General features: G+C 43.8%; 16 protein-coding genes. All 16 read right to left on the bottom strand.

All coding sequences use genetic code 11. The features are described 5' to 3' along the window. Nucleotides 1-51: 51 nt before the first annotated feature. The 16 genes from DXB73_RS08580 to DXB73_RS08505 all read right to left on the bottom strand — a co-directional run bounded on the left by DXB73_RS08580 (nt 52) and on the right by DXB73_RS08505 (nt 19,170). Nucleotides 52-762 (bottom strand): CDP-alcohol phosphatidyltransferase family protein, encoded by a 711-nt coding sequence (locus DXB73_RS08580; RefSeq protein WP_182448277.1) that lies wholly within the window; start codon nt 760-762, stop codon nt 52-54. Between the two features lie 72 nt (nt 763-834). Then, nucleotides 835-1,860 (bottom strand): lysylphosphatidylglycerol synthase transmembrane domain-containing protein, encoded by a 1,026-nt coding sequence (locus DXB73_RS08575; RefSeq protein WP_118690821.1) that lies wholly within the window; start codon nt 1,858-1,860, stop codon nt 835-837. After that, nucleotides 1,841-2,608, bottom strand: coding sequence for a phosphatase PAP2 family protein (locus tag DXB73_RS08570; protein WP_118690820.1), 768 nt, complete (start codon nt 2,606-2,608; stop codon nt 1,841-1,843). Before DXB73_RS08570 ends, DXB73_RS08575 begins: the two co-directional genes overlap by 20 nt. Before the next feature lie 145 nt (nt 2,609-2,753). Continuing rightward, complete coding sequence (locus tag DXB73_RS08565) at nt 2,754-3,059, bottom strand: hypothetical protein (RefSeq protein ID WP_118690819.1); 306 nt, start codon at nt 3,057-3,059, stop codon at nt 2,754-2,756. Beyond that, nucleotides 3,056-4,387 (bottom strand): replication-associated recombination protein A, encoded by a 1,332-nt coding sequence (locus tag DXB73_RS08560; protein ID WP_118690818.1) that lies wholly within the window; start codon nt 4,385-4,387, stop codon nt 3,056-3,058. Before DXB73_RS08560 ends, DXB73_RS08565 begins: the two co-directional genes overlap by 4 nt. 102 nt (nt 4,388-4,489) lie before the next feature. Then, the gene (locus tag DXB73_RS08555; protein ID WP_118690817.1) at nt 4,490-5,158 is read right to left on the bottom strand and encodes a YigZ family protein; all 669 of its coding nucleotides are present in this window, start codon (nt 5,156-5,158) and stop codon (nt 4,490-4,492) included. A gap of 36 nt (nt 5,159-5,194) precedes the next feature. After that, complete coding sequence (locus DXB73_RS08550) at nt 5,195-6,229, bottom strand: lysylphosphatidylglycerol synthase transmembrane domain-containing protein (RefSeq protein ID WP_022024908.1); 1,035 nt, start codon at nt 6,227-6,229, stop codon at nt 5,195-5,197. 59 nt (nt 6,230-6,288) lie between these two features. Next, nucleotides 6,289-7,536, bottom strand: a complete 1,248-nt coding sequence (hydF, locus tag DXB73_RS08545; RefSeq protein ID WP_118690816.1) for a [FeFe] hydrogenase H-cluster maturation GTPase HydF — start codon at nt 7,534-7,536, stop codon at nt 6,289-6,291. 31 nt (nt 7,537-7,567) lie between these two features. Then, the gene (locus DXB73_RS08540) at nt 7,568-8,815 is read right to left on the bottom strand and encodes a glutamate-5-semialdehyde dehydrogenase (protein ID WP_118690815.1); all 1,248 of its coding nucleotides are present in this window, start codon (nt 8,813-8,815) and stop codon (nt 7,568-7,570) included. A 75-nt stretch (nt 8,816-8,890) separates the two neighbouring features. After that, nucleotides 8,891-9,754, bottom strand: a complete 864-nt coding sequence (locus tag DXB73_RS08535) for a DegV family protein (RefSeq protein WP_118690814.1) — start codon at nt 9,752-9,754, stop codon at nt 8,891-8,893. Between the two features lie 101 nt (nt 9,755-9,855). After that, the gene (locus DXB73_RS08530; RefSeq protein ID WP_022024301.1) at nt 9,856-10,743 is read right to left on the bottom strand and encodes a DUF3881 family protein; all 888 of its coding nucleotides are present in this window, start codon (nt 10,741-10,743) and stop codon (nt 9,856-9,858) included. Nucleotides 10,744-10,763: 20 nt separating this feature from the next. Continuing rightward, a complete protein-coding gene (locus DXB73_RS08525) occupies nt 10,764-13,316 on the bottom strand; it encodes a transglycosylase domain-containing protein (protein ID WP_118690812.1) in 2,553 nt (850 codons plus the stop codon). Nucleotides 13,317-13,401: 85 nt separating this feature from the next. Then, nucleotides 13,402-14,688 carry an adenylosuccinate synthase gene (locus tag DXB73_RS08520; protein ID WP_118690811.1) on the bottom strand — a complete coding sequence of 429 codons (1,287 nt, stop codon included), beginning with the start codon at nt 14,686-14,688 and terminating at the stop codon, nt 13,402-13,404. Between the two features lie 26 nt (nt 14,689-14,714). Further along, nucleotides 14,715-16,169, bottom strand: a complete 1,455-nt coding sequence (purB, locus tag DXB73_RS08515; protein ID WP_022024304.1) for an adenylosuccinate lyase — start codon at nt 16,167-16,169, stop codon at nt 14,715-14,717. 29 nt (nt 16,170-16,198) lie between these two features. Continuing rightward, nucleotides 16,199-17,626, bottom strand: a complete 1,428-nt coding sequence (purF, locus tag DXB73_RS08510) for an amidophosphoribosyltransferase (RefSeq protein ID WP_347474519.1) — start codon at nt 17,624-17,626, stop codon at nt 16,199-16,201. A gap of 143 nt (nt 17,627-17,769) precedes the next feature. Next, the gene (locus DXB73_RS08505) at nt 17,770-19,170 is read right to left on the bottom strand and encodes a glycoside hydrolase family 3 protein (protein WP_182448276.1); all 1,401 of its coding nucleotides are present in this window, start codon (nt 19,168-19,170) and stop codon (nt 17,770-17,772) included. Between the last annotated feature and the right edge of the window lie 70 nt (nt 19,171-19,240).

The raw sequence follows: 19,240 nt of genomic DNA, 5'->3' as shown, positions 1-19,240 counted from the left end.
CACGAATCCTCCCTTACAATAAGTCTATACTCTAATCAATCCATACTATGATCAGCCCATAATAAAATATTCTGTTATCCATTTCCAAAAAGAAGTACGTGGAAAATGCATTTTCGGTACCATCATCTTGGAATTAAAGATCACCAACAACACTGCAATTGCAACGACAACAACAATTCCTGTCAAGACCAGATTGCCCGGCTTGCGCAGCTTAAAATCTACGACAAACAACGTACCTACTGTCAACAGCATTATATGTAACAGTACCAAAAATGTCGTATTGTTTAACACCATCTGTACAACAAAGATCAATGGAAGTACAATGGCAACCGTTGTGATCGGCAGCCCGTGATAATAATGGTTGGCACCGTCCTCGTTTTGCTGGCGTTCAATTTCCAATACATTAAAAAATGCCAGTCGGATCACTCCACAAATTGTATAATATCCGATACAAAACCAACCAAGTGCTCCACGCACTCCCATCAGATAACAGATCATTGCCGGAAACACGCCAAAACAGACGCAGTCGCACAGAGAATCGATCTGCACACCAAACATCTTTTCCCGGTCTGTACGATTCTTTTTGCTTCGCGCAATCTTGCCATCGAACATATCACATAAGCCGGACAACGCCAGGCAAAAAACAGCGGAGCGAAAACTGCCTTCTATCGCAAGTGAAATACCAACCAATGTAATGACCAAACTAATATAGGTCAAAACAACCGTATAATCATATACTCCTATCAAACGTATCTTTTTCATAACACTCTAATCCTCCAAGTTATCGACAGCCCACATGGTTTGAGCCGCCATTGCCGTCTTCTCTCTAAAGAGCTATCGGCCAATTTTAATGTAAGCGAATATTGACATTATACCACAAATTGCAAGCTGCGTATAATAACTTATTCCTCGACTAACGATCAATACCGGAAGTGCCAAAGTTCCTCCACATAATGGTGTAAATATTCTTAAGAACAATGCCTCTGATATTCCTACTCCTCCAGGAAACGGAAGCATATCTACCGCAACCGATATCATTCCCTGTAATAATACGATGAGTCCTATACTTCCCGCCGTTACCCCTAAGCTTCGACACGCTGCTACAGTCACCAAAAACAAACATCCACGTTGAAGGAATGTGATAACAAGTACCTGTAGCACAATAATCTTATGAGACTTAAAAAATGCTGCTGCCTGGCTGTATTTTTCCATCGCACCATCCAGTCTTTCTCGTAGTTTAATCCCCCGTTTCCAATGAAAAATCCGGGTGACAAGGTCGATCATCGCTGCCACCATTCGATACATCCAGTCAGGATGAAAAACTAACGCTAACATTACCCAGACACAGATCACATTTAAGATGATCCCTAAATAGCACCAAAACAAAATGGGATTCAGATAGTGCATCACTACCGGTGGTCGGATCACCAGCACCGCCAATCCTAAAACTACCAACACCATCTTGTAGGTGATCGTTACGATCAACAGGATAAGCGTAGAAACAGATAATGGCAGCTTATCTTTTTTCATAAAATATAACTGCATCGGCTGCCCACCGGAAGCCGACGGTGTGATCGCACTGAAGAAAAATCCGACAAAAGAATACAGACAACAATGTGATGCCTTCGCCTTTTGTCCGGACGTTCGAAACAGCCACCATAAAATAACGGATTCTCCTAATACAAACGCCAGCACTAAAAAGATACTGCCGATCAGGTAACGTATGTCTGCCCCTCTAAGGCAAGCCCATATCGCAGCCGGGTCTTGCTCATGAAAGATAGAATATAACGTAAGTGCAATGATCCCGATCAGAAACACAGCTTCTAAGACCACCTTTTTATTAATTTTTAGAGCTGTCATCTTCGGTGATCACCTCGCTTTCTCCAAATATTTTATGATCCAGGCGTTCAAAAATATGCTGAACCAATTGATAACATTCCGTGTGTCTTCCAAAATACAAACAACCTTCACTGATCACCACTGCCCCCAACACATCGATCAGATAATGTTGTTTGGTAAACTGTGTGGATGCACAGACAAGCACTGCAAATACACCGGAAAGCATGCGATACCATTTTGGAATCTTATCATTACCGCGAATTGCCGCAAAGCAAAACCAACTTACAAGACAATGAATTGATGGAAAAAGGTTCGTCGGCGCATCAATTCCCTGCATAAACGACATAAGGACACCGCTTAGTCCGGTTCCAACCTCAGAAGGCCTGATATTCGTTGTCGGTAAAATAACGAAAAAAACACCGCAAATAATACGCGACAGATAATCTCCCACTGCAAAGCGATACCACTCCTCTTTGCCAAGACCGGTGATCAATACGTAATTGATCGCCCAAAATGCAAAGCACCCCAAATAGATCCAGATCCAATCCGGTTCATATGGAATCTGCCTATCAATCCATAATGTCAGATCATAATGTTTTGCATTGCGCATCAAAAACTGCGTTCCGGAATAGATCAGTGAATTAAACACAAAGCAAAAAATAACGCTAAATATCGCATATCTCGGGATCCATTTCCCGATACTTTTGTCATAACGTTCTCTTCTAATCTTTTTACGGTCGGAAGCAGTCCTTACAGGTCGATTGCTCATTGTCTTATTCCTTCCTCTATCAGCTTCGGTGATTCTTCGAAACTTCATTGTGCGCTAAAATTATGCGCAGCTATTATAATAACACAATTTGCCGCCAAAAAGAACGCATTCAGGGTCATTGTCATAATATCGTCAGAAATCGTTATTATTTTGACTGTGAAGAATGAGAATGATTTATATCTGCTGCCTCTGCAAATCCCTTTTGATTGTCCGCCGGCAGTTCCGGATCCGGATCGTTCAAATGCAGAAAAATTTTCATTGTCATCTGATATGCATACAGAAGCAGCGGCACGACCATCGTCATGATCATGCTTGCCAAAAACAAACGAACTGTATATTTTTTCACAAAGACAGCCGCAATAAATGTCGCCGCATACATAAGCACGATCAATATAATTCCAAGGATCGCCATTACTCTTTTTATTGTTCGAAATACCTTTTCACGTTTCATTCTTTGGTCTCCTCTCCATGAATCCATGCAAAATACTGCCGGATCTTGAGCTCATACCCGTGATCGACCGGATGGTAAAAGGTTCGATCCGCTATCTCATCCGGCAAATACTGCTGTTTTGCATAATGTTTTGGATAATCATGTGCATACTGATATCCGATTCCGTGTCCTAATTTACCGGCACCGCCATAATGTGCATCCTGCAAATAGGGTGGGATTCCGGAAATTTTCGTATGCTGAACACAATCCATTGCCTCACTGATCGCCGTTACTGCAGAATTGCTCTTTGGCGCACTTGCTACATATGTCGCTGCCTGCGCTAAAATGATCTGCGCCTCCGGCATTCCGATCCGTTCTACCGCCTGCGAAGCACTTACAGCAACTACCAAAGCCATGGGATCGGCATTAGAAACATCTTCTGCTGCACAGATCATAATGCGTCGGGCAATAAATTTGATATCTTCCCCTGCATTTAACATTCTTGCGAGATAATAAACCGCCGCATCCGGATCAGAACCACGCATACTTTTAATAAACGCTGAGATCGTATCATAATGGTTATCACCGGATTTATCATATCGCACCGCACGCTTCTGAATACATTCCTGCGCCACGTCAAGTGTGATCGTAATAAGGCCGTCTTCTCCACGCTCTGTTGTCAACACAGCCAGCTCTATCGCATTCAATGCAGCTCTGGCATCTCCATCTGCCATATCTGCCAAAAAGTCCAGTGCATCTTCTGTCAATCGCACCTTATAACTGCCCATACCACGCTCTGTATCCTCTACTGCACGCCGTAAAAGCCGCTTTATGTCATCCGTCTGCAGCGAATGCAGCTCAAAAATGATCGACCGCGACAGCAAAGCGCCGTTTACTTCGAAATACGGATTTTCTGTCGTAGCTCCGATCAAGATGATCGTTCCATCCTCCACAAAAGGGAGCAGATAGTCCTGCTGACTCTTATTAAAACGATGAATCTCGTCTACAAACAAAATCGTGCGCTTTTGATACATTCCTGCATTATCCTGTGCCTGTTTTACAACTTGTTCCATATCTTTTTTGCCTGCGGATGTTGCATTGATCTGCAAAAATTCTGCACTCGTCGTATTGGCGATCACCTTGGCAAGTGTTGTCTTCCCGGTACCCGGGGGTCCATAAAATATAATAGAACTCAGTTTGTCTGCCTTGATCGCACGATATAACAGCTTTCCCTTACCGATAATATGCTCCTGTCCGACAACTTCCTCCAAAGTCGTTGGACGAAGACGAGAGGCAAGTGGGGATTCCTGTTCCTTTGTCTGTTCTCTCATATATTCAAATAAATCCATGTTCTTCCTCCAAGCGCCTACATAACGATATTGCTATCCCGAAACCATTCCTGCCCTGATCGGACAGAAATATAATTCCTATCAAAGGCTATCTATCACATTCTAATCAAATAGCAGCACCTCGCCGTCACGCACGCCAAAATAAATATGTTCTTCTTGTCCGCTGATCTGTGCCTGCCCGGCAGTCGCTTCTGTCACTTTATTGATCAAACTGTCTTTGTCACTATCCGGCACAGCAACTGTTACAACTACATCTTCCGCATAAACCGTATCCATCAGCGGTAATCCCATCTGCCCAAAAATATACTGTAATTTCCCAATCCCATTATAATCTGTGCGGATCTCCAACCGATATCCCATCAGTTTATCTATGATCGTACTCGCCGCAAGCCCCGCCTGCGCCGCCTGTGAATAGGCACGCACCAGTCCACCGGTACCGAGCAGCGTACCGCCAAAATAGCGTGTCACGATCACTAAAATATCATGCACGCCCGCTCCATGTAACACTTCCATAATAGGTCTGCCCGCAGTTCCTGACGGTTCGCCATCATCTGTACAACGGCTGACTTCCCCATGTTCGCCAAGTATGAAAGCATAGCAATTATGTCTGGCATCCCAATATTTCTTTTTGGTCTGCTCAATGATCTGCATCGCCTCCTGTTCTGTCTGAACGGGAAATACCTGTGCAATAAATCTCGATTTTTTTTCAATGATCTCATCCGTGCCACCTTCGAGCACAACACATCCAATCCGATTTGCTGAAATATCCATTCGTTCCTCCATCGTAACAACAATGATCCCACGTGCCTACTTTTGCTTGTGACTCCGGTATACCAAGGAAATCTGTGTACCGATCGTGATCAGGGCACTAATGATCACCAATGCATAAAAACTGACGCCACGGCTTAATAGCATTGCCGGATAAACGTATTGATTCTGCATGATCGTTCGAAACATCACCACGCTAAATCCCTCATTCGCTCCAACGCCACCCGGAACCGGCAGAATATCAATACACACAGAGATAAAACTCTGCAGAATGATCACTTCGATCACCGTGCTTCCGGATAGTCCAAGTGCCAGATAAATAAACCATGTGACCAAAAAGTAAACCAGACGCTGTGCTAATGTGATCACTAACACGATCCCGGCAGTTCCCCAATGAGTACGCATATATAGGGCGCCCTCTTCATAGGCTTCCAGCATATGATCCAATTTCTTTTCCAAGCGTTCTCTGCGTTTTACCAAACGCACTTTATGAAGCAGCCACGTTGCAAACCGAACAATATAGCGTGCCCCATTTTTGGAAAATACAATAATTCCATACAATACGATCGAAACAACATTGACTGCCATCCCAACCCAGAACAACCATTGATAATGTCCCAGTGTCTTTACCATAAACGGATGGTAAAACAGCACCACGATCGCTTCCACGATCACCAATGCGATCTTATAAATAATCGTCCAAAATAACATTGCCACCGAAGATGCACCCATATTGATGCCGTCAGCTTTCATATACAATACCATCATGGGCTGCCCACCGCTGGCTGACGGTGTCAATGCATTAAACAAAAAGCCGATAAAAGAATACCGCAGCGACGGAAAAAAATGCATACGCTCTCCAAGCGAGCGCAATATAACAATCAAGGACGTGGATTCCAAGATCAAATACATGACCGCACACAACACAGCAAATAATATCATGCTTCCCGATGCCCCCTGCAGCAGTCGTCGGATCTCCGGAAGATCCTGATCTTTTAACAGCAAATACATGGTTGCTCCCAGCAACAACAGCATAAATATAATGTTTCCGATTAATTTTGTCTTTTTTTGCATATATCCCTCACTTTATCATTGATAACCTTATAACCCACTTTTTAGGAAGGATCCTCACCTTACTTATCACGAAAAAGCTCTGTGGAACGCTGCACAATGCCGTTAATATAAGCAATAAATATTCCATAGTTTACAATCGGCACCTTTTGTTCCTTTGCCATAAAAATACGATGTTTCATCTCTTTTTCATGAAGCGTACAGCCTCCGCAATGGATCACCATGGCATATGAAGATAAGTCCGCCGGAAAGCTGCTGCCACTGCAAGTCTCAATATCAAGCTTACACCCTGTATGTGTTCTCAACCAACTCGGTATTTTGACCGTACCAATATCATCGCACTGACGTCTATGCGTGCACCCTTCCGCAATTAACACTTTATCGCCATCCCGTAACTGTTCTACCATCCGGACGCCCTCCATCAGCTGCTGCAGATTCCCCTTGTGTCTGGCAAACAAAATTGAGAAAGATGTCAACGGTATATCAGCCGGTACGATCTGATTCACTTCCTTAAAAGCCTGTGAATCTGTGATCACCAGCTTTACTTTATCTGCTAACGCAGACAACACACCGGCAAGTTCTTCCACCTGCGTAACGATCGGAATGGCATGGTGATCCAAAAGATCACGTATTGTCTGCTGCTGCGGCATGATCAGACGTCCCTTCGGTGCCGCAGAATCAATCGGCACGACTAATACCACCATATCACCGGTCTGTACCAAGTCGCTGACGATATGCAGTTCATCGTCTTTCTGTGGAGCTGCAGCGACCAATTGATCTTTCAACTCTTCGATTCCCTGCTTCTTTACCACACTTGTCAATACAACAGCATGACCGGGATATTTTCCCTGTGTCTGATGTCTGATCTGCTCTGCTTCCTGTACAGGTAATTGATCTGCCTGATGCAGCACAATAATTGCCGGCACCTTACGTTCTTCCAACCAAGTGAGCATATCCTGCTCTAACCGTGGCAGCTGCCCGGAAAATTCTTTCTCCTCTGCCAGTTGTGCAATATTTACTACAAGCACTGCAACGTCTGCACGCCGCAACACTTCCTTGGTCTTCTCCACACGTTTTCTTCCGAGCTCACCTTCATCATCAAGTCCCGGTGTGTCGGTCAGAAGACACGGCCCCACCGGCAAAATTTCCATCGCCTTCGACACCGGATCCGTTGTCGTTCCCTTCGTATCAGAAACGATTGCAAGCGGCTGTCCTGTAATCTCATTGATCAAACTTGATTTTCCTGCATTCGTCTTGCCAAGCAGTACGATCTGCAGACGATCACCATACATTGTTGTCTGTAATCCCATCGCTGTCTCTCCTTTTTGTATGACGTCTCCATTATCGAATCTGTCCATCTCCACAGATCAGATACTTCATTGTTGTCATTTCCCGCAGTCCCATTGGTCCTCTCGCATGCAGTTTCTGCGTCGAGATTCCAATTTCTGCACCCAAACCAAATTCTCCACCATCGGTAAATCTTGTCGAGCAATTGACATATACACATGCAGAATCCACTTCCTTTTGGAATTTTTCCGCATTACGATAGCTTTCCGTGATAATACACTCCGAATGACCTGTAGAATATTTGGAAATATGTTGTATTGCCTCATCCACAGAACTTACAACGCGGATGGAAATAATATAATCCAAAAATTCCGTTGCATAATCCTCTTCGGTTGCCGGGATAACACTGTCTCCCAAAATCTGTCTTGTTCTCTCACAGCCGCGGATCTCCACCTGATGCTCTTCCAGCTTTTGCTGCAGCATCGGCAAAAACTGCTCTGCTACTGCCTCATGCACCAAACAGGTTTCTAATGCGTTACATACGCTTGGCCGCTGTGTCTTGCCATTGTCAGTGATCTGCACTGCCATTGCAAGATCTGCCGTCTCGTCAACATATATATGACAGTTGCCTGTTCCCGTCTCGATCACGGGAACCGTTGCGTTCTGTACAACTGCCTGGATCAGCCCGGCACCTCCACGTGGAATCAGCACATCAATGCTGTCATTAGCACGCATCATTTGCGTAGATACTTCTCTAGATGTATCTTCCACTAATTGGATCATGTCTTTGTCGTAGCCGCATTTAGCTACAGCCTCGCGCATCAGTTCCATTAACTTGCAATTGGAATGAAATGCTTCCTTGCCTCCTCGCAGAATAGCTGCATTACCACTTTTAATACATAAGGCAGCAGCATCTACCGTAACATTTGGTCTGGACTCAAATATAATACCAATAACACCCATCGGTACTCTGATTTTAGTGATCTTCATGCCGTTTGGTCTGGTTGATCCTTCGATAACCTCACCTACCGGATCTTCTAAATCAGTCAATTTAAGGCATGCATCGGCAATACCATCGATACGCTCCATCGTCAAACGCAATCTGTCAATCATCGTATCCGATATTCCATTGCTCTTTGCCTGTGCAATGTCCTGTTCATTTGCCTTCAGAATTTCTGATGCATTGGCACGTAAAATTGCTGCAATCTCTGTTAAAATACGATTCTTTTCCCCTGTCGGGCAGCCGGCAATCTGCTTTTTGGCTCTCGCTGCATTTTGTCCTAATTGCTGTATGTAGTTCATTCCTGTCCTCCTATTCCAATGTAAAAGTGCAAAAGCTGTCACACGTGTAACGCATAACAGCCCTTATATGTTTGTTTATACTGATAACTTTTTCGTGCACGCGATCGCTAATGCCTTTGGGCCAATGTGACACGATACACTAAGTGACAATGGATCTGTCATGATCTCGCCTACGTCACCAAAACGTTCCATGATCAGATCACAAAACTGTGCCGCTGCCTCTTCATTGCATGTATGTGCAACCTCCATATGGACATTTTCGATACCACCAAAACGTTTCTCGATATCATCCTGCATTGCATCTAACATTTTGGAAATGCCGCGCTTACTGGTCTTTGCGACCGTAAAGGCATCTAACCTCTCTCCCTGTATCTGAAGAACCGGCTTTAAGCGCAGTGCTGTTCCTAATGCTGCCACTGCCGGGGTGATACGTCCACCTTTTTTTAGATATTTTAAGGTATCTAACATAATATAAATGCTGGATTCGAACTTTTCTTCTTCTAACTTTTCTTTGATCTGCTTTGCACTCCACCCCTGGCCCACCAAAGCGAGTGCATCTAATACAGACTGCTTCTGCGTTACCGAAATGCGCTGATTATTAACAACCTGTACCTTTCCATCATAATCATCTGCAAGCATGATCGCTGTCTGACAGGAGCCGGACAATCCACTGGACATCGGAATATATACTACCTCCTCTGATGTTTCAAGTGCTTTATCCCAAATTTCCATCACGGTTTCGGGAGAGGGCTGTGATGTTGAAATTTCAACATCTTCCTGCAATCTTGCAAAAAATGCATCATGTGTCAACGTAACATCTTCAAAATACGTTTCTCCGGCTATCAAAAACGGCATTGGCACAACAACAACCCCATACTGTTCTGCCTGCTTTTGCGTGATTCCGCTATTGCTATCCGTTATTACTGCAATCTTTCCCATGTTATTTCCATGCCTTTCTCATTTACTTGTTTCACAATCCTATTTGTCCATTATAGCATATCGAATTTCCGTTGGAAATACAATATTTCCTTTACAATTATCTATAACTCATCCAGACTGTCATAATCTGCATTTCCCTGCATCCAGACAATCCCTTTGAATCTGGCACCAAGAATCGGTTCTCCCAACAGATCGTCCCTGTGAATACTGATCGTGATCAGCAGATCATTACAATTGATCTGTAAAAGCACAATTTGCTCCCCGGTGTATTGATTGGATACGCTGGTCCAATTGATGATCGTACCGATCACCATATAATTGTCCGATTCTGAGCCGTAAGGCACAAATGTTGTCTCTACAATGCTGTACAAATCTTCAGTTTTTATGCGTCGACGTATCTGCGAACTCAGATCCATCTCATCTAAGGTTAAACTGTCAATGGCATCTTGATCTCCTTCTTTTGCCTGCTTGATCAGTTCCTGTTTCTCATGTCCTTCACACATTTTCTGTATTTGAGAAGTATTCGATCGATACACACCTAATATAATCTTGCCGCCTAATGACAAACCCGAAAAGGAAATCTTAGCTCGGTGCGGAGTGTTGTCTTCACAACCTAATCGCAGATAATCTGCAGCATTTTGCAAGTAAAAGATCAATGATATACCAATACGAACATCATCACACATGCCGGTATATGCATCCGTATCTACACGTTTGTTTACGACAACATCCTCCAAGGCTGTAAAAACATCACTAAAAACGTATGGAAAATAGTGCTTTACATGAAAAAAACCTACCTGATCATATTCGCCACAGATTACGATGCCTGTCTTTTTACCCGTTTGTCTTCTAATTTCCACATATTTAGCTTTTCCACTCTTTATTATTGTACGATAATCCGGCTCATTCATCACATACCCAAGCAACTGATCGATCTCTTGTTTGCTATATTGTTTGCTAAAACCGATTGCTCTTAAAAAACGATGCATTCCATTCCTCCATGCTACTATCATTGCTTTTCTTTCTCTGCATGCAGCTTACAAGTATCCCCTATCGTCTTTGGAACAAGATACGGCGCATCTTTCGTTCCCAGATCATCTTCTTTCTTGAGGTATACCTTATATTCGCAATCTTTATCCGGGCAGCCGGCTGCAGCTGCCTTTCCGGACTTCTTACATATCTTGTACTTCACATGACAAGAACAATTCTGTAAAGGCTGTGTTCCCTTGGCAAAATACTCTTTGCGTACGGTCGAACCGCCTAGAGCATTCTCACATAATCCGGGAACTGCCAGATTGCCACATTTTGTACATATCTTTACGGAAATAATATCATCCGGTTTAGCAAACTTCTTTGCCTCACACACTTTAGCTTTGTGTACCCGGGTCATGATCTTTTTCCATATCTTCTGGTAATAGTACGTATTATCCTGTTTGGCAGTTCCATCATAACCGGTCCAGATTCCAGCTGTATAATATGGCGTAAATCCCTCGAACCAAAAATCATAATTTCCTTTCGAAGCACCATTCTTGCCTGCCACCGCCATCTTTTGATCATCTAAAGCCGCCTGTTTGCCATCCCCACTCTCTAGGGTTTCCTGCAGCACATCCGTTAACAACCACGAAGTCGAAGCCTTCATCACTCTTGTCTGTGAAGAATCATTGCTCAATAATACATTACCATCCTCATCCACCACTTTGGTATAAAAGATCGGTTCATGATACACTCCGCCGTCTGCAATGCTTGCATACGCCGCTGTCAATTCCAGATTGGTAACTCCATCCGTCAGTTCTCCCAATCCGGCAGACAACTTAATATCTGTGCTTGTTACTCCGCTATCATCTTTGCGGGCATCAACTAACGTAGAAAAGTGCATTTGCTTCAGATAATCAAATCCCGTTTCAGCCGTGACTTTCTCAAAAATACGCGCTGTCACAGTGTTCACAGAATTTGCCAGTCCATCCCGTATCGTCGTCAATCCCCCATATTCCTTTGCCGTATTTTGCACCATATGATCTGTATCCGTATAACGATACGGTGCATCCTCCACCACAGTACCAAGTGTCATTCCACACGTGTCAAGTGCCGGAAGATAGGATGCCAAAGTACTAAGTACGGTTCCCGGCTGGCGCACGGAAGAAGTAGCTCTATTCAACGTGCGTGAGGAAGTCTTTCCTCCACGCCCACCCACAATAGCACGAACTTTGCCGGTTCCCTGTTCCATAAGCACAAAGGATGCTTGCGGCTGTTTTACCAGACGGATTGTCTCTTCTTTTGTTTTGGCCCCGCCAAGCGTCATTGCCTTACGGAATTTTGCAATCATATGCTTTGCTTTTTGTTCATTATCAAAATATAATGTAATTTCTTTACCGGACTGTTCATAAAACTGTTGCAGATCCAGCTCGGTATACTCTGTCACGGTTCCGTCCGGTCCCTCGACCGCCAAATGATATGTCAGATATGACGGCGTTCCGGTTGGGTAATTAGCATCATTGCCAATCACTTTATCACAGATTGACTGCAACTCTTCTTCCTGGCAAGAATATATACGCAAACCATCGCGATATAACGCATTGTATGCCTGCGTTTCCGTATATCCTAATTTTTCTTTCAGATCCTCAAAAACATTGTCAATGACCGCATCTACATAATAGGAATTACCACTCTCGCTGTCATTGCTTTTCTTTTGGTTTGTTGTCTGCACACGGGTATATACATCATCTCCTAATGCATCTTCATAATCCTCTTCTGAAATATAATTTTGATCCAACATCGCCTTTAACACTTTTTTGCGCTGTTCGCTATTATTTTCCGGATTGGTGATCGGATTATCATCTGTTGGATTCTGCTGTGTTCCTGCCAAAACTGCCGCCTCCGATATTGAAAGCTGCGAAATATCTTTATTAAAATATCGCATGGAAGCATTTTGCACTCCAATTGCGTTTTGTCCCAAATTAATTGTATTTAAATAGTATTCTAATATCTGTTCTTTATCCAGCTTTTGCTCAAGCTGCACTGCCAAATACTGCTCCTGAATTTTTCTCGTAAACTTTTCGTATACAGAGCTGCCATTTCCTTTCCAGATCACTTGATTTCGAAGAAGCTGCTGCGTGATCGTACTTGTGCTTTTTACCTGATCTTTTTCAGAAAGATCATCGACAAATTCCTGAAAGATTGCTGACAGATCCACACCCTTATGCTCATAAAAACGGCTGTCTACCGCTGCAACAAATGCATATTGCACGCAAGCCGGTATTTTATCAAGTTTTACATACTCTTTCCGCTCACTAGACGTGCTTAACGTCTGCAGCTCATTGCCACTCTCATCATAGATCACCGCTCCCGTTCCTTTTGCCAACAGATCGAGTTTACTCAGACTCGGTGCACTGTCCGATACGCCCTTAATCACACCCGCCACACAAAAAAACTGTAGTAAAAGAAATGCGATCAACAATACAATTACCGCTATACGTGAACTAACCCGGAGCCGATTTTTCCATTTGATCCGGGTATCTAACAGCATATTCTGTTTTTTTGTCAACTCCTGCTCACTATAATTCATGAATCCTGTTTCCTCTTCACCTGCTTATAGTCGGAAGGGCAAAACATTCGTTTTGCCCCTCCCTATGCCCTTTACGGTAAATATTTTACTTGTTGCGGTAAATAATATCGGTACGCTTTGGTCCGTTAGATACCATTGTGATCGGTACACCAAGTTCTTTTTCAATAAACTCAATATATTTTCTGCAATTTTCCGGAAGCTTATCATACTCTTTGATGCCGGAGATATCACATGCCCATCCCGGAAGCACTTCATACACTGGTTTTGCTTTCGCAAGCTTAGTCGTAACAGGGAACTCTTTGACTACTTCCCCATCGATCTCATAGCCAACACATACCGGAATCTCTTTAAGGTATCCTAAGCAGTCTAACACCGTTAATACCACATCGGTAGCACCCTGAATCTGGCAGCCATAACGGCTTGCTACTGCATCAAACCAGCCCATACGGCGTGGTCTTCCTGTCGTAGCACCATATTCTCCGCCATCACCACCGTGATTACGAAGCTTGGAAGCTTCCTCTTCGTCTAAAATCTCGCTGACAAACTCGCCGGCGCCAACTGCGCTGGAGTATGCTTTTACAACCGTGACAATACGCTTGATCTCATATGGCGGAATACCTGCGCCGATCGCACCATAAGCTGCCAATGTAGAAGAAGAAGTAACCATTGGATAAATACCGTGATCCGGATCTTTCAAAGAACCAAGCTGCCCCTCTAACAGGATATTCTTGCCCTCTTTGATCGCTTCCCTTAAATATGCTGATACATTGCATACATACGGAGCTATCATATCACGATACTCATGCAGTGTAGCTATAAGCTCGTCCGGCTTGAGTTCCGGCTTATTATACAAATACTTCAAAATGACGTTCTTCTGCTCGCAGATTCGATTTACTTTATCTCTCAAAACCTCATCATCGGCAAACAGCTCAGATACCTGAATGCCGATCTTTGCATATTTATCAGAATAGAACGGAGCAATACCTGATTTGGTAGAGCCAAAGGAAGCCTTTCCAAGACGTTCCTCTTCATACTGATCAAAGGCAATGTGATATGGCATTAAGATCTGTGCACGATCTGATACTAAAATCTTTGGCTTTGGTACACCACGCTTCACAATCTCATTGATCTCATTGAAAAGATAGGGAATATTAAGTGCAACACCATTACCAATAATACTTGTCGTGTGATCATAAAAAACACCCGATGGTAATAAGTGCAATGCAAATTTACCATAATCATTGATAATCGTATGGCCTGCATTACTACCGCCTTGGAAGCGCACGATAATATCGGACTCCTCTCCCAACATATCGGTAATCTTTCCTTTTCCTTCGTCACCCCAGTTTGCACCTACAATCGCTGTTACCATTTGTTTTCCTCCTTGCCTTTGCTGCTTTATACATTAATTTCTGCCTTCATGCCAAGAATGTCCTTATTGGCATCAAGAACAGGCTGTACAACCTCTTCGATAAACTCCTTCACCTGGGAAACCGAACGACCTACATATTTCTCCGGTTTCATAGCCTCTTTGAGCTCATCGATACCCATTGGGAACTCTTCATCTGCTGCGATCAGCTCTAACAGATTATTCTCCTTACCAAGTTCCTTCACATTACGCCCTGCTTCCATGGAAAGCGTACGGATCTTCTCATGAAGCTCCTGGCGATTGCCACCCGCCTTCACTGCATCCATCATAATATTCTCAGTAGCCATAAATGGAAGTTCTGACATCAGTCTTCTCTCAATAACCTTATCGTATACGACCAATCCATCTACGACATTCAAAAGCAGATCCAAAATACCATCTGTTGCCAAAAATCCCTCCGGAATACTAATTCTCTTATTTGCAGAATCATCCAAAGTACGCTCAAACCACTGGCAGGCTGATGTAAACATGGTATTCGTAACATCTGCCATCACATAACGTGACAAAGAAGCAATGCGCTCACTTCTCATTGGATTTCTCTTGTAGGCCATAGCAGAAGATCCGATCTGATTCTTCTCAAACGGCTCCTCAATCTCCTTTAAATGCTGTAACAAACGAATGTCATTGGAGAACTTGTGTGCACTTGCAGCGATTCCTGCCAAAACATTTGCCACACGTGTATCTAACTTACGGGAATATGTTTGGCCGGATACCGGGAAGCAGGACTTAAATCCCATCTTCTCTGCGATCAAATGATCCAATTTCTTTACTTTCTCCTCATCGCCGTCAAACAACTCCATAAAACTTGCCTGTGTACCTGTCGTTCCCTTGGAACCAAGCAATTTCATCGTAGACAGTACATAATCCACATCTTCCAGATCCATCATAAATTCCTGAAGCCACAAGGTTGCACGTTTACCAACTGTTGTCGGCTGTGCCGGCTGAAAATGGGTAAAAGCAAGCGTCGGAAGATCTTTATACTTCATAGCGAACTTTGCCAGCTCATCAATAACATTGACTAATTTATTTTTCACAAGCTGTAACGCCTCTGTCATAATAATAACGTCCGTATTGTCTCCTACATAGCAGGAAGTTGCTCCCAAATGAATAATTCCTGCTGCTTTCGGACACTGCTGTCCATAGGCATAGACATGACTCATAACATCATGACGAACCAGCTTTTCTCTTTCTTTGGCAACATCATAGTTAATATCCTCTGCATGTGCCTTTAATTCCTCGATCTGTTCCGTCGTCACCGCCGGACCGCCCTGCTCGTTTTTGAGTCCAAGCTCGTTTTCTGCTTCTGCTAATGCAATCCATAATTTTCTCCAAGTTTTAAACTTTTTGTCCGGAGAAAAGATATACTGCATCTCCTTACTTGCATAACGCTCTGACAATGGGCTTGTGTACTTATCTGTGCTCATAATTCTCCTCTTTTCGTTGATAATTTATTTTAGTGGTCATATTCACCACGAATATCCTCTTTTGGTGGTTCCATTGGATACTGACCGGTAAAACATGCATGGCAGTATCCCTCATCGCCGTCGATCAATTCTGCCAAACGTTCTTTATCCAAATACCCCAAAGAATCTGCACCGATCATCTCGCAGATTTCCTCTACAGAATGATTATATGCGATCAGCTGGTCACTGGATGGAACATCCGTGCCAAAATAGCATGGATACATAAATGGCGGTGAACTGATGCGGACATGCACTTCTTTCGCACCTGCATCGCGGATCATCTTTACAATACGTGCACTCGTTGTACCTCGCACGATCGAATCATCGATCATAATTACGCGTTTGCCATTTACTACCTCGCGCAGTGCATTTAGCTTCACCATAACACTGCTCTCTCTGGCTGACTGTTTCGGCTTAATAAAGGTTCGTCCCACATAACTGTTCTTAACAAATGCGGTTCCATATGGGATCCCCGACTCCATGGAATATCCCATCGCTGCTGCATTACCGGACTCCGGAACGCCTACGACAATATCCGCATCCACCGGATGCTCCTGCGCCAGGATCTTTCCTGCTGTCAATCGAGAGGAATGCACACATATCCCATCGATATAACTATCCGGTCTGGCAAAGTAAATATATTCAAAAATACATCTTGCGCATTTGTCAGAAGCCATACTGCGATCTGACTGTATTCCCTGCGGCGTGATCGTAACGATCTCTCCCGGTGCAACATCTCGTACAAATTCTGCACCAACTGTGTCCAAAGCACAGCTTTCAGATGAGAAAAAGTATGCATTATCCCGCTTACCAATGCAAAGTGGGTGGAATCCAAACGGATCTCTCGCACCGATCATTTTGCGCGGACTGGCAACCACCAGCGAGTACGCACCCCGGATCTTCTGCATCGCTAACTTCACCGCATCTTCCACAGTTCCAACATGTAATCTCTCACGGGCGATCAAATAGGCGATCACCTCAGAATCAATGCTGGTATGAAAAATCGCTCCCATCAATTCCAACTCTCTGCGCAGATCAACTGCATTAACGAGATTACCATTGTGTGCAACCATCAGAGTGCCTTTGATATAATTCAATACCAACGGCTGCGTATTCTCCGGGATACTGGCTCCAGCCGTTGAATAACGCACATGCCCTACGCCAATATCACCATGAAGCTGTTCTAACTTCTCTGCATCAAATACTTCGTTGACAAGTCCCATTCCCTTGATCATCTGGGAATTTCGTTTCTCACCGTCTGTACGGCTCACTGCGATACCACAGCTTTCCTGTCCTCGGTGCTGCAGCGAAAACAGACCATAATAAATGGACGAAGCAACATCGCCGCCATCCATGTCATACATTCCAAATACGCCACATTCTTCTCCTAATTTCGGATCTTCAATGCCAGCCATCATACACGATCTGTTGGTGCATGCGAGGCATTCTTTCTGTCTGTCACACATCATTTTGTTCTCCTTCATGCTGTCTATCCTCTTTTGGATGGAATACTTTCACCAATAACATTATAACTGTTTCTGAAAATCTAGCAAGGGGACAACTACTTTTTCGACTTATTTTTTGTCGATTTTTTTATTGTTTTTGCGGATTCCCTATTCTTTTTTCCTTTTTTTGCCTTTGGCGATACAGTAACTGCCGGTGTAACACTCGGTGTTGCGGTCGGCTGTTCCCAGACCGTCAGATCCTCTTGCGTCAAAATACCGTGCTTAAATTTTGTTGTCAAAATACGGATCACCGACTCATCTAAGCGGCTCTGCGTAATTTTTTTGCTGTTTACCGCATTCAATATTGCCTGATAGGCCTGTGTCAGATCGCTCGGCATCAAAATAATATCTGCTCCAGCCATAAAAGATTGGAGTGCAGCTTCACCCGGTGTATAATTATCCGTGATCGAAGCCATATCAAAAGCATCTGTGATCACGATCCCCGAAAAGCCAAGCTCTTCACGTAAGATCGTCTTCATGATCAATTCCGACATACTAGCCGGCTCTTTCGTCTCCGTAACACGACTGACCGATATATGGGACACCATAACAAACTCTGCCCCCGCATCAATTCCTGCCTTAAACGGCACGAAGTCCAGATCACGCAGTTTGGAAATGCTGCTGTCTATGTCAACACTTCCCTGATGCGTATCTCCATCGGAAGATCCCTGTCCCGGAAAATGTTTTAACGTTGCACATACCCCGCGCTCCTGACTGCCTTGTACGAAAGCGGCTACCATATCAGATACTTTACCGGGATCAGATCCAAAGGAACGTTCTCCGATTTCCGTATTTAGATCACTCGTTTTAACATCTGCAACCGGCGCAAAATTCACATTGAATCCAAGTGCCCGTATCTCTCTGGCAATCGTCCTTCCCATATTATAAACGTATTCCCCGTCTTTCGTCTTGCCAATGCTTTCTGCCGTCGGGAATTTTGTCGTTTTCATTTTCTTGTTAGAAGCAATACGCGCAACACTGCCTCCTTCCTCATCTACAGTGACAAACAACGGTGTCTGGCTGTTGACTTGTAATCTCTGGATGAGTTTTGATGTCTTCTTCCGAGTAGAAATATTTCTCGAAAATAACACAACACCACCTACCGGGATCTGACTTAAAGTTGTCTTCATCCCTTTTGTGCATTTACGAAATTCATAGTATCCTCCCTGTGAGCCATCCAGTTCCTCTAACTTAACTACGAAAAGCTGTGCCACCTTTTGTTCGGTCGTCATCTTCGCAAGATAACGTCTGGCAAACTCTCCTGCTTGTTCTTCCGATAAATTAACAACGGGCTGTTCGGATGCCACCGGCGTTTCTGACACCGACGGCTTATAGGTTTTGTACGGCTTTTGCTTTGGTCCAAACACACTACATCCTGTCGTTGTGAACAATAATCCTGTCACAATACACAGTGCAAGAAACCGCTTGCAATATTTTGTTACGTTTCGATCTGACATCATAAACACCCATGCCTTTCTATGTATCTGCACGTCTCACGCACAGCTACAAAATCTTTTTTATATTTTT

Source organism: Clostridium sp. OM05-6BH (assembly GCF_003481635.1).
Classification (GTDB): Bacteria; Bacillota; Clostridia; order Lachnospirales; family Lachnospiraceae; genus Butyribacter.
Note: the sequence above shows the minus strand (reverse complement) of the source record. Positions and strands in the feature narration are given on the sequence as shown.

Excerpts from the sequence above, each read along its gene's own strand:
- hydF (WP_118690816.1), bottom strand. The coding sequence starts at position 7,536 with ATGGGATTACAGACAACAATGTATGGTGATCGTCTGCAGATCGTACTG.
- DXB73_RS08580 (WP_182448277.1), bottom strand. The coding sequence starts at position 762 with ATGAAAAAGATACGTTTGATAGGAGTATATGATTATACGGTTGTTTTG.
- purF (WP_347474519.1), bottom strand. The coding sequence starts at position 17,626 with ATGATGGCTGGCATTGAAGATCCGAAATTAGGAGAAGAATGTGGCGTA.
- DXB73_RS08540 (WP_118690815.1), bottom strand. The coding sequence starts at position 8,815 with ATGAACTACATACAGCAATTAGGACAAAATGCAGCGAGAGCCAAAAAG.
- DXB73_RS08575 (WP_118690821.1), bottom strand. The coding sequence starts at position 1,860 with ATGACAGCTCTAAAAATTAATAAAAAGGTGGTCTTAGAAGCTGTGTTT.
- DXB73_RS08520 (WP_118690811.1), bottom strand. The coding sequence starts at position 14,688 with ATGGTAACAGCGATTGTAGGTGCAAACTGGGGTGACGAAGGAAAAGGA.
- DXB73_RS08535 (WP_118690814.1), bottom strand. The coding sequence starts at position 9,754 with ATGGGAAAGATTGCAGTAATAACGGATAGCAATAGCGGAATCACGCAA.
- DXB73_RS08550 (WP_022024908.1), bottom strand. The coding sequence starts at position 6,229 with ATGCAAAAAAAGACAAAATTAATCGGAAACATTATATTTATGCTGTTG.
- DXB73_RS08530 (WP_022024301.1), bottom strand. The coding sequence starts at position 10,743 with ATGCATCGTTTTTTAAGAGCAATCGGTTTTAGCAAACAATATAGCAAA.
- purB (WP_022024304.1), bottom strand. The coding sequence starts at position 16,169 with ATGAGCACAGATAAGTACACAAGCCCATTGTCAGAGCGTTATGCAAGT.
- DXB73_RS08565 (WP_118690819.1), bottom strand. The coding sequence starts at position 3,059 with ATGAAACGTGAAAAGGTATTTCGAACAATAAAAAGAGTAATGGCGATC.
- DXB73_RS08505 (WP_182448276.1), bottom strand. The coding sequence starts at position 19,170 with ATGTCAGATCGAAACGTAACAAAATATTGCAAGCGGTTTCTTGCACTG.
- DXB73_RS08525 (WP_118690812.1), bottom strand. The coding sequence starts at position 13,316 with ATGAATTATAGTGAGCAGGAGTTGACAAAAAAACAGAATATGCTGTTA.
- DXB73_RS08570 (WP_118690820.1), bottom strand. The coding sequence starts at position 2,608 with ATGAGCAATCGACCTGTAAGGACTGCTTCCGACCGTAAAAAGATTAGA.
- DXB73_RS08555 (WP_118690817.1), bottom strand. The coding sequence starts at position 5,158 with ATGGATATTTCAGCAAATCGGATTGGATGTGTTGTGCTCGAAGGTGGC.
- DXB73_RS08560 (WP_118690818.1), bottom strand. The coding sequence starts at position 4,387 with ATGGATTTATTTGAATATATGAGAGAACAGACAAAGGAACAGGAATCC.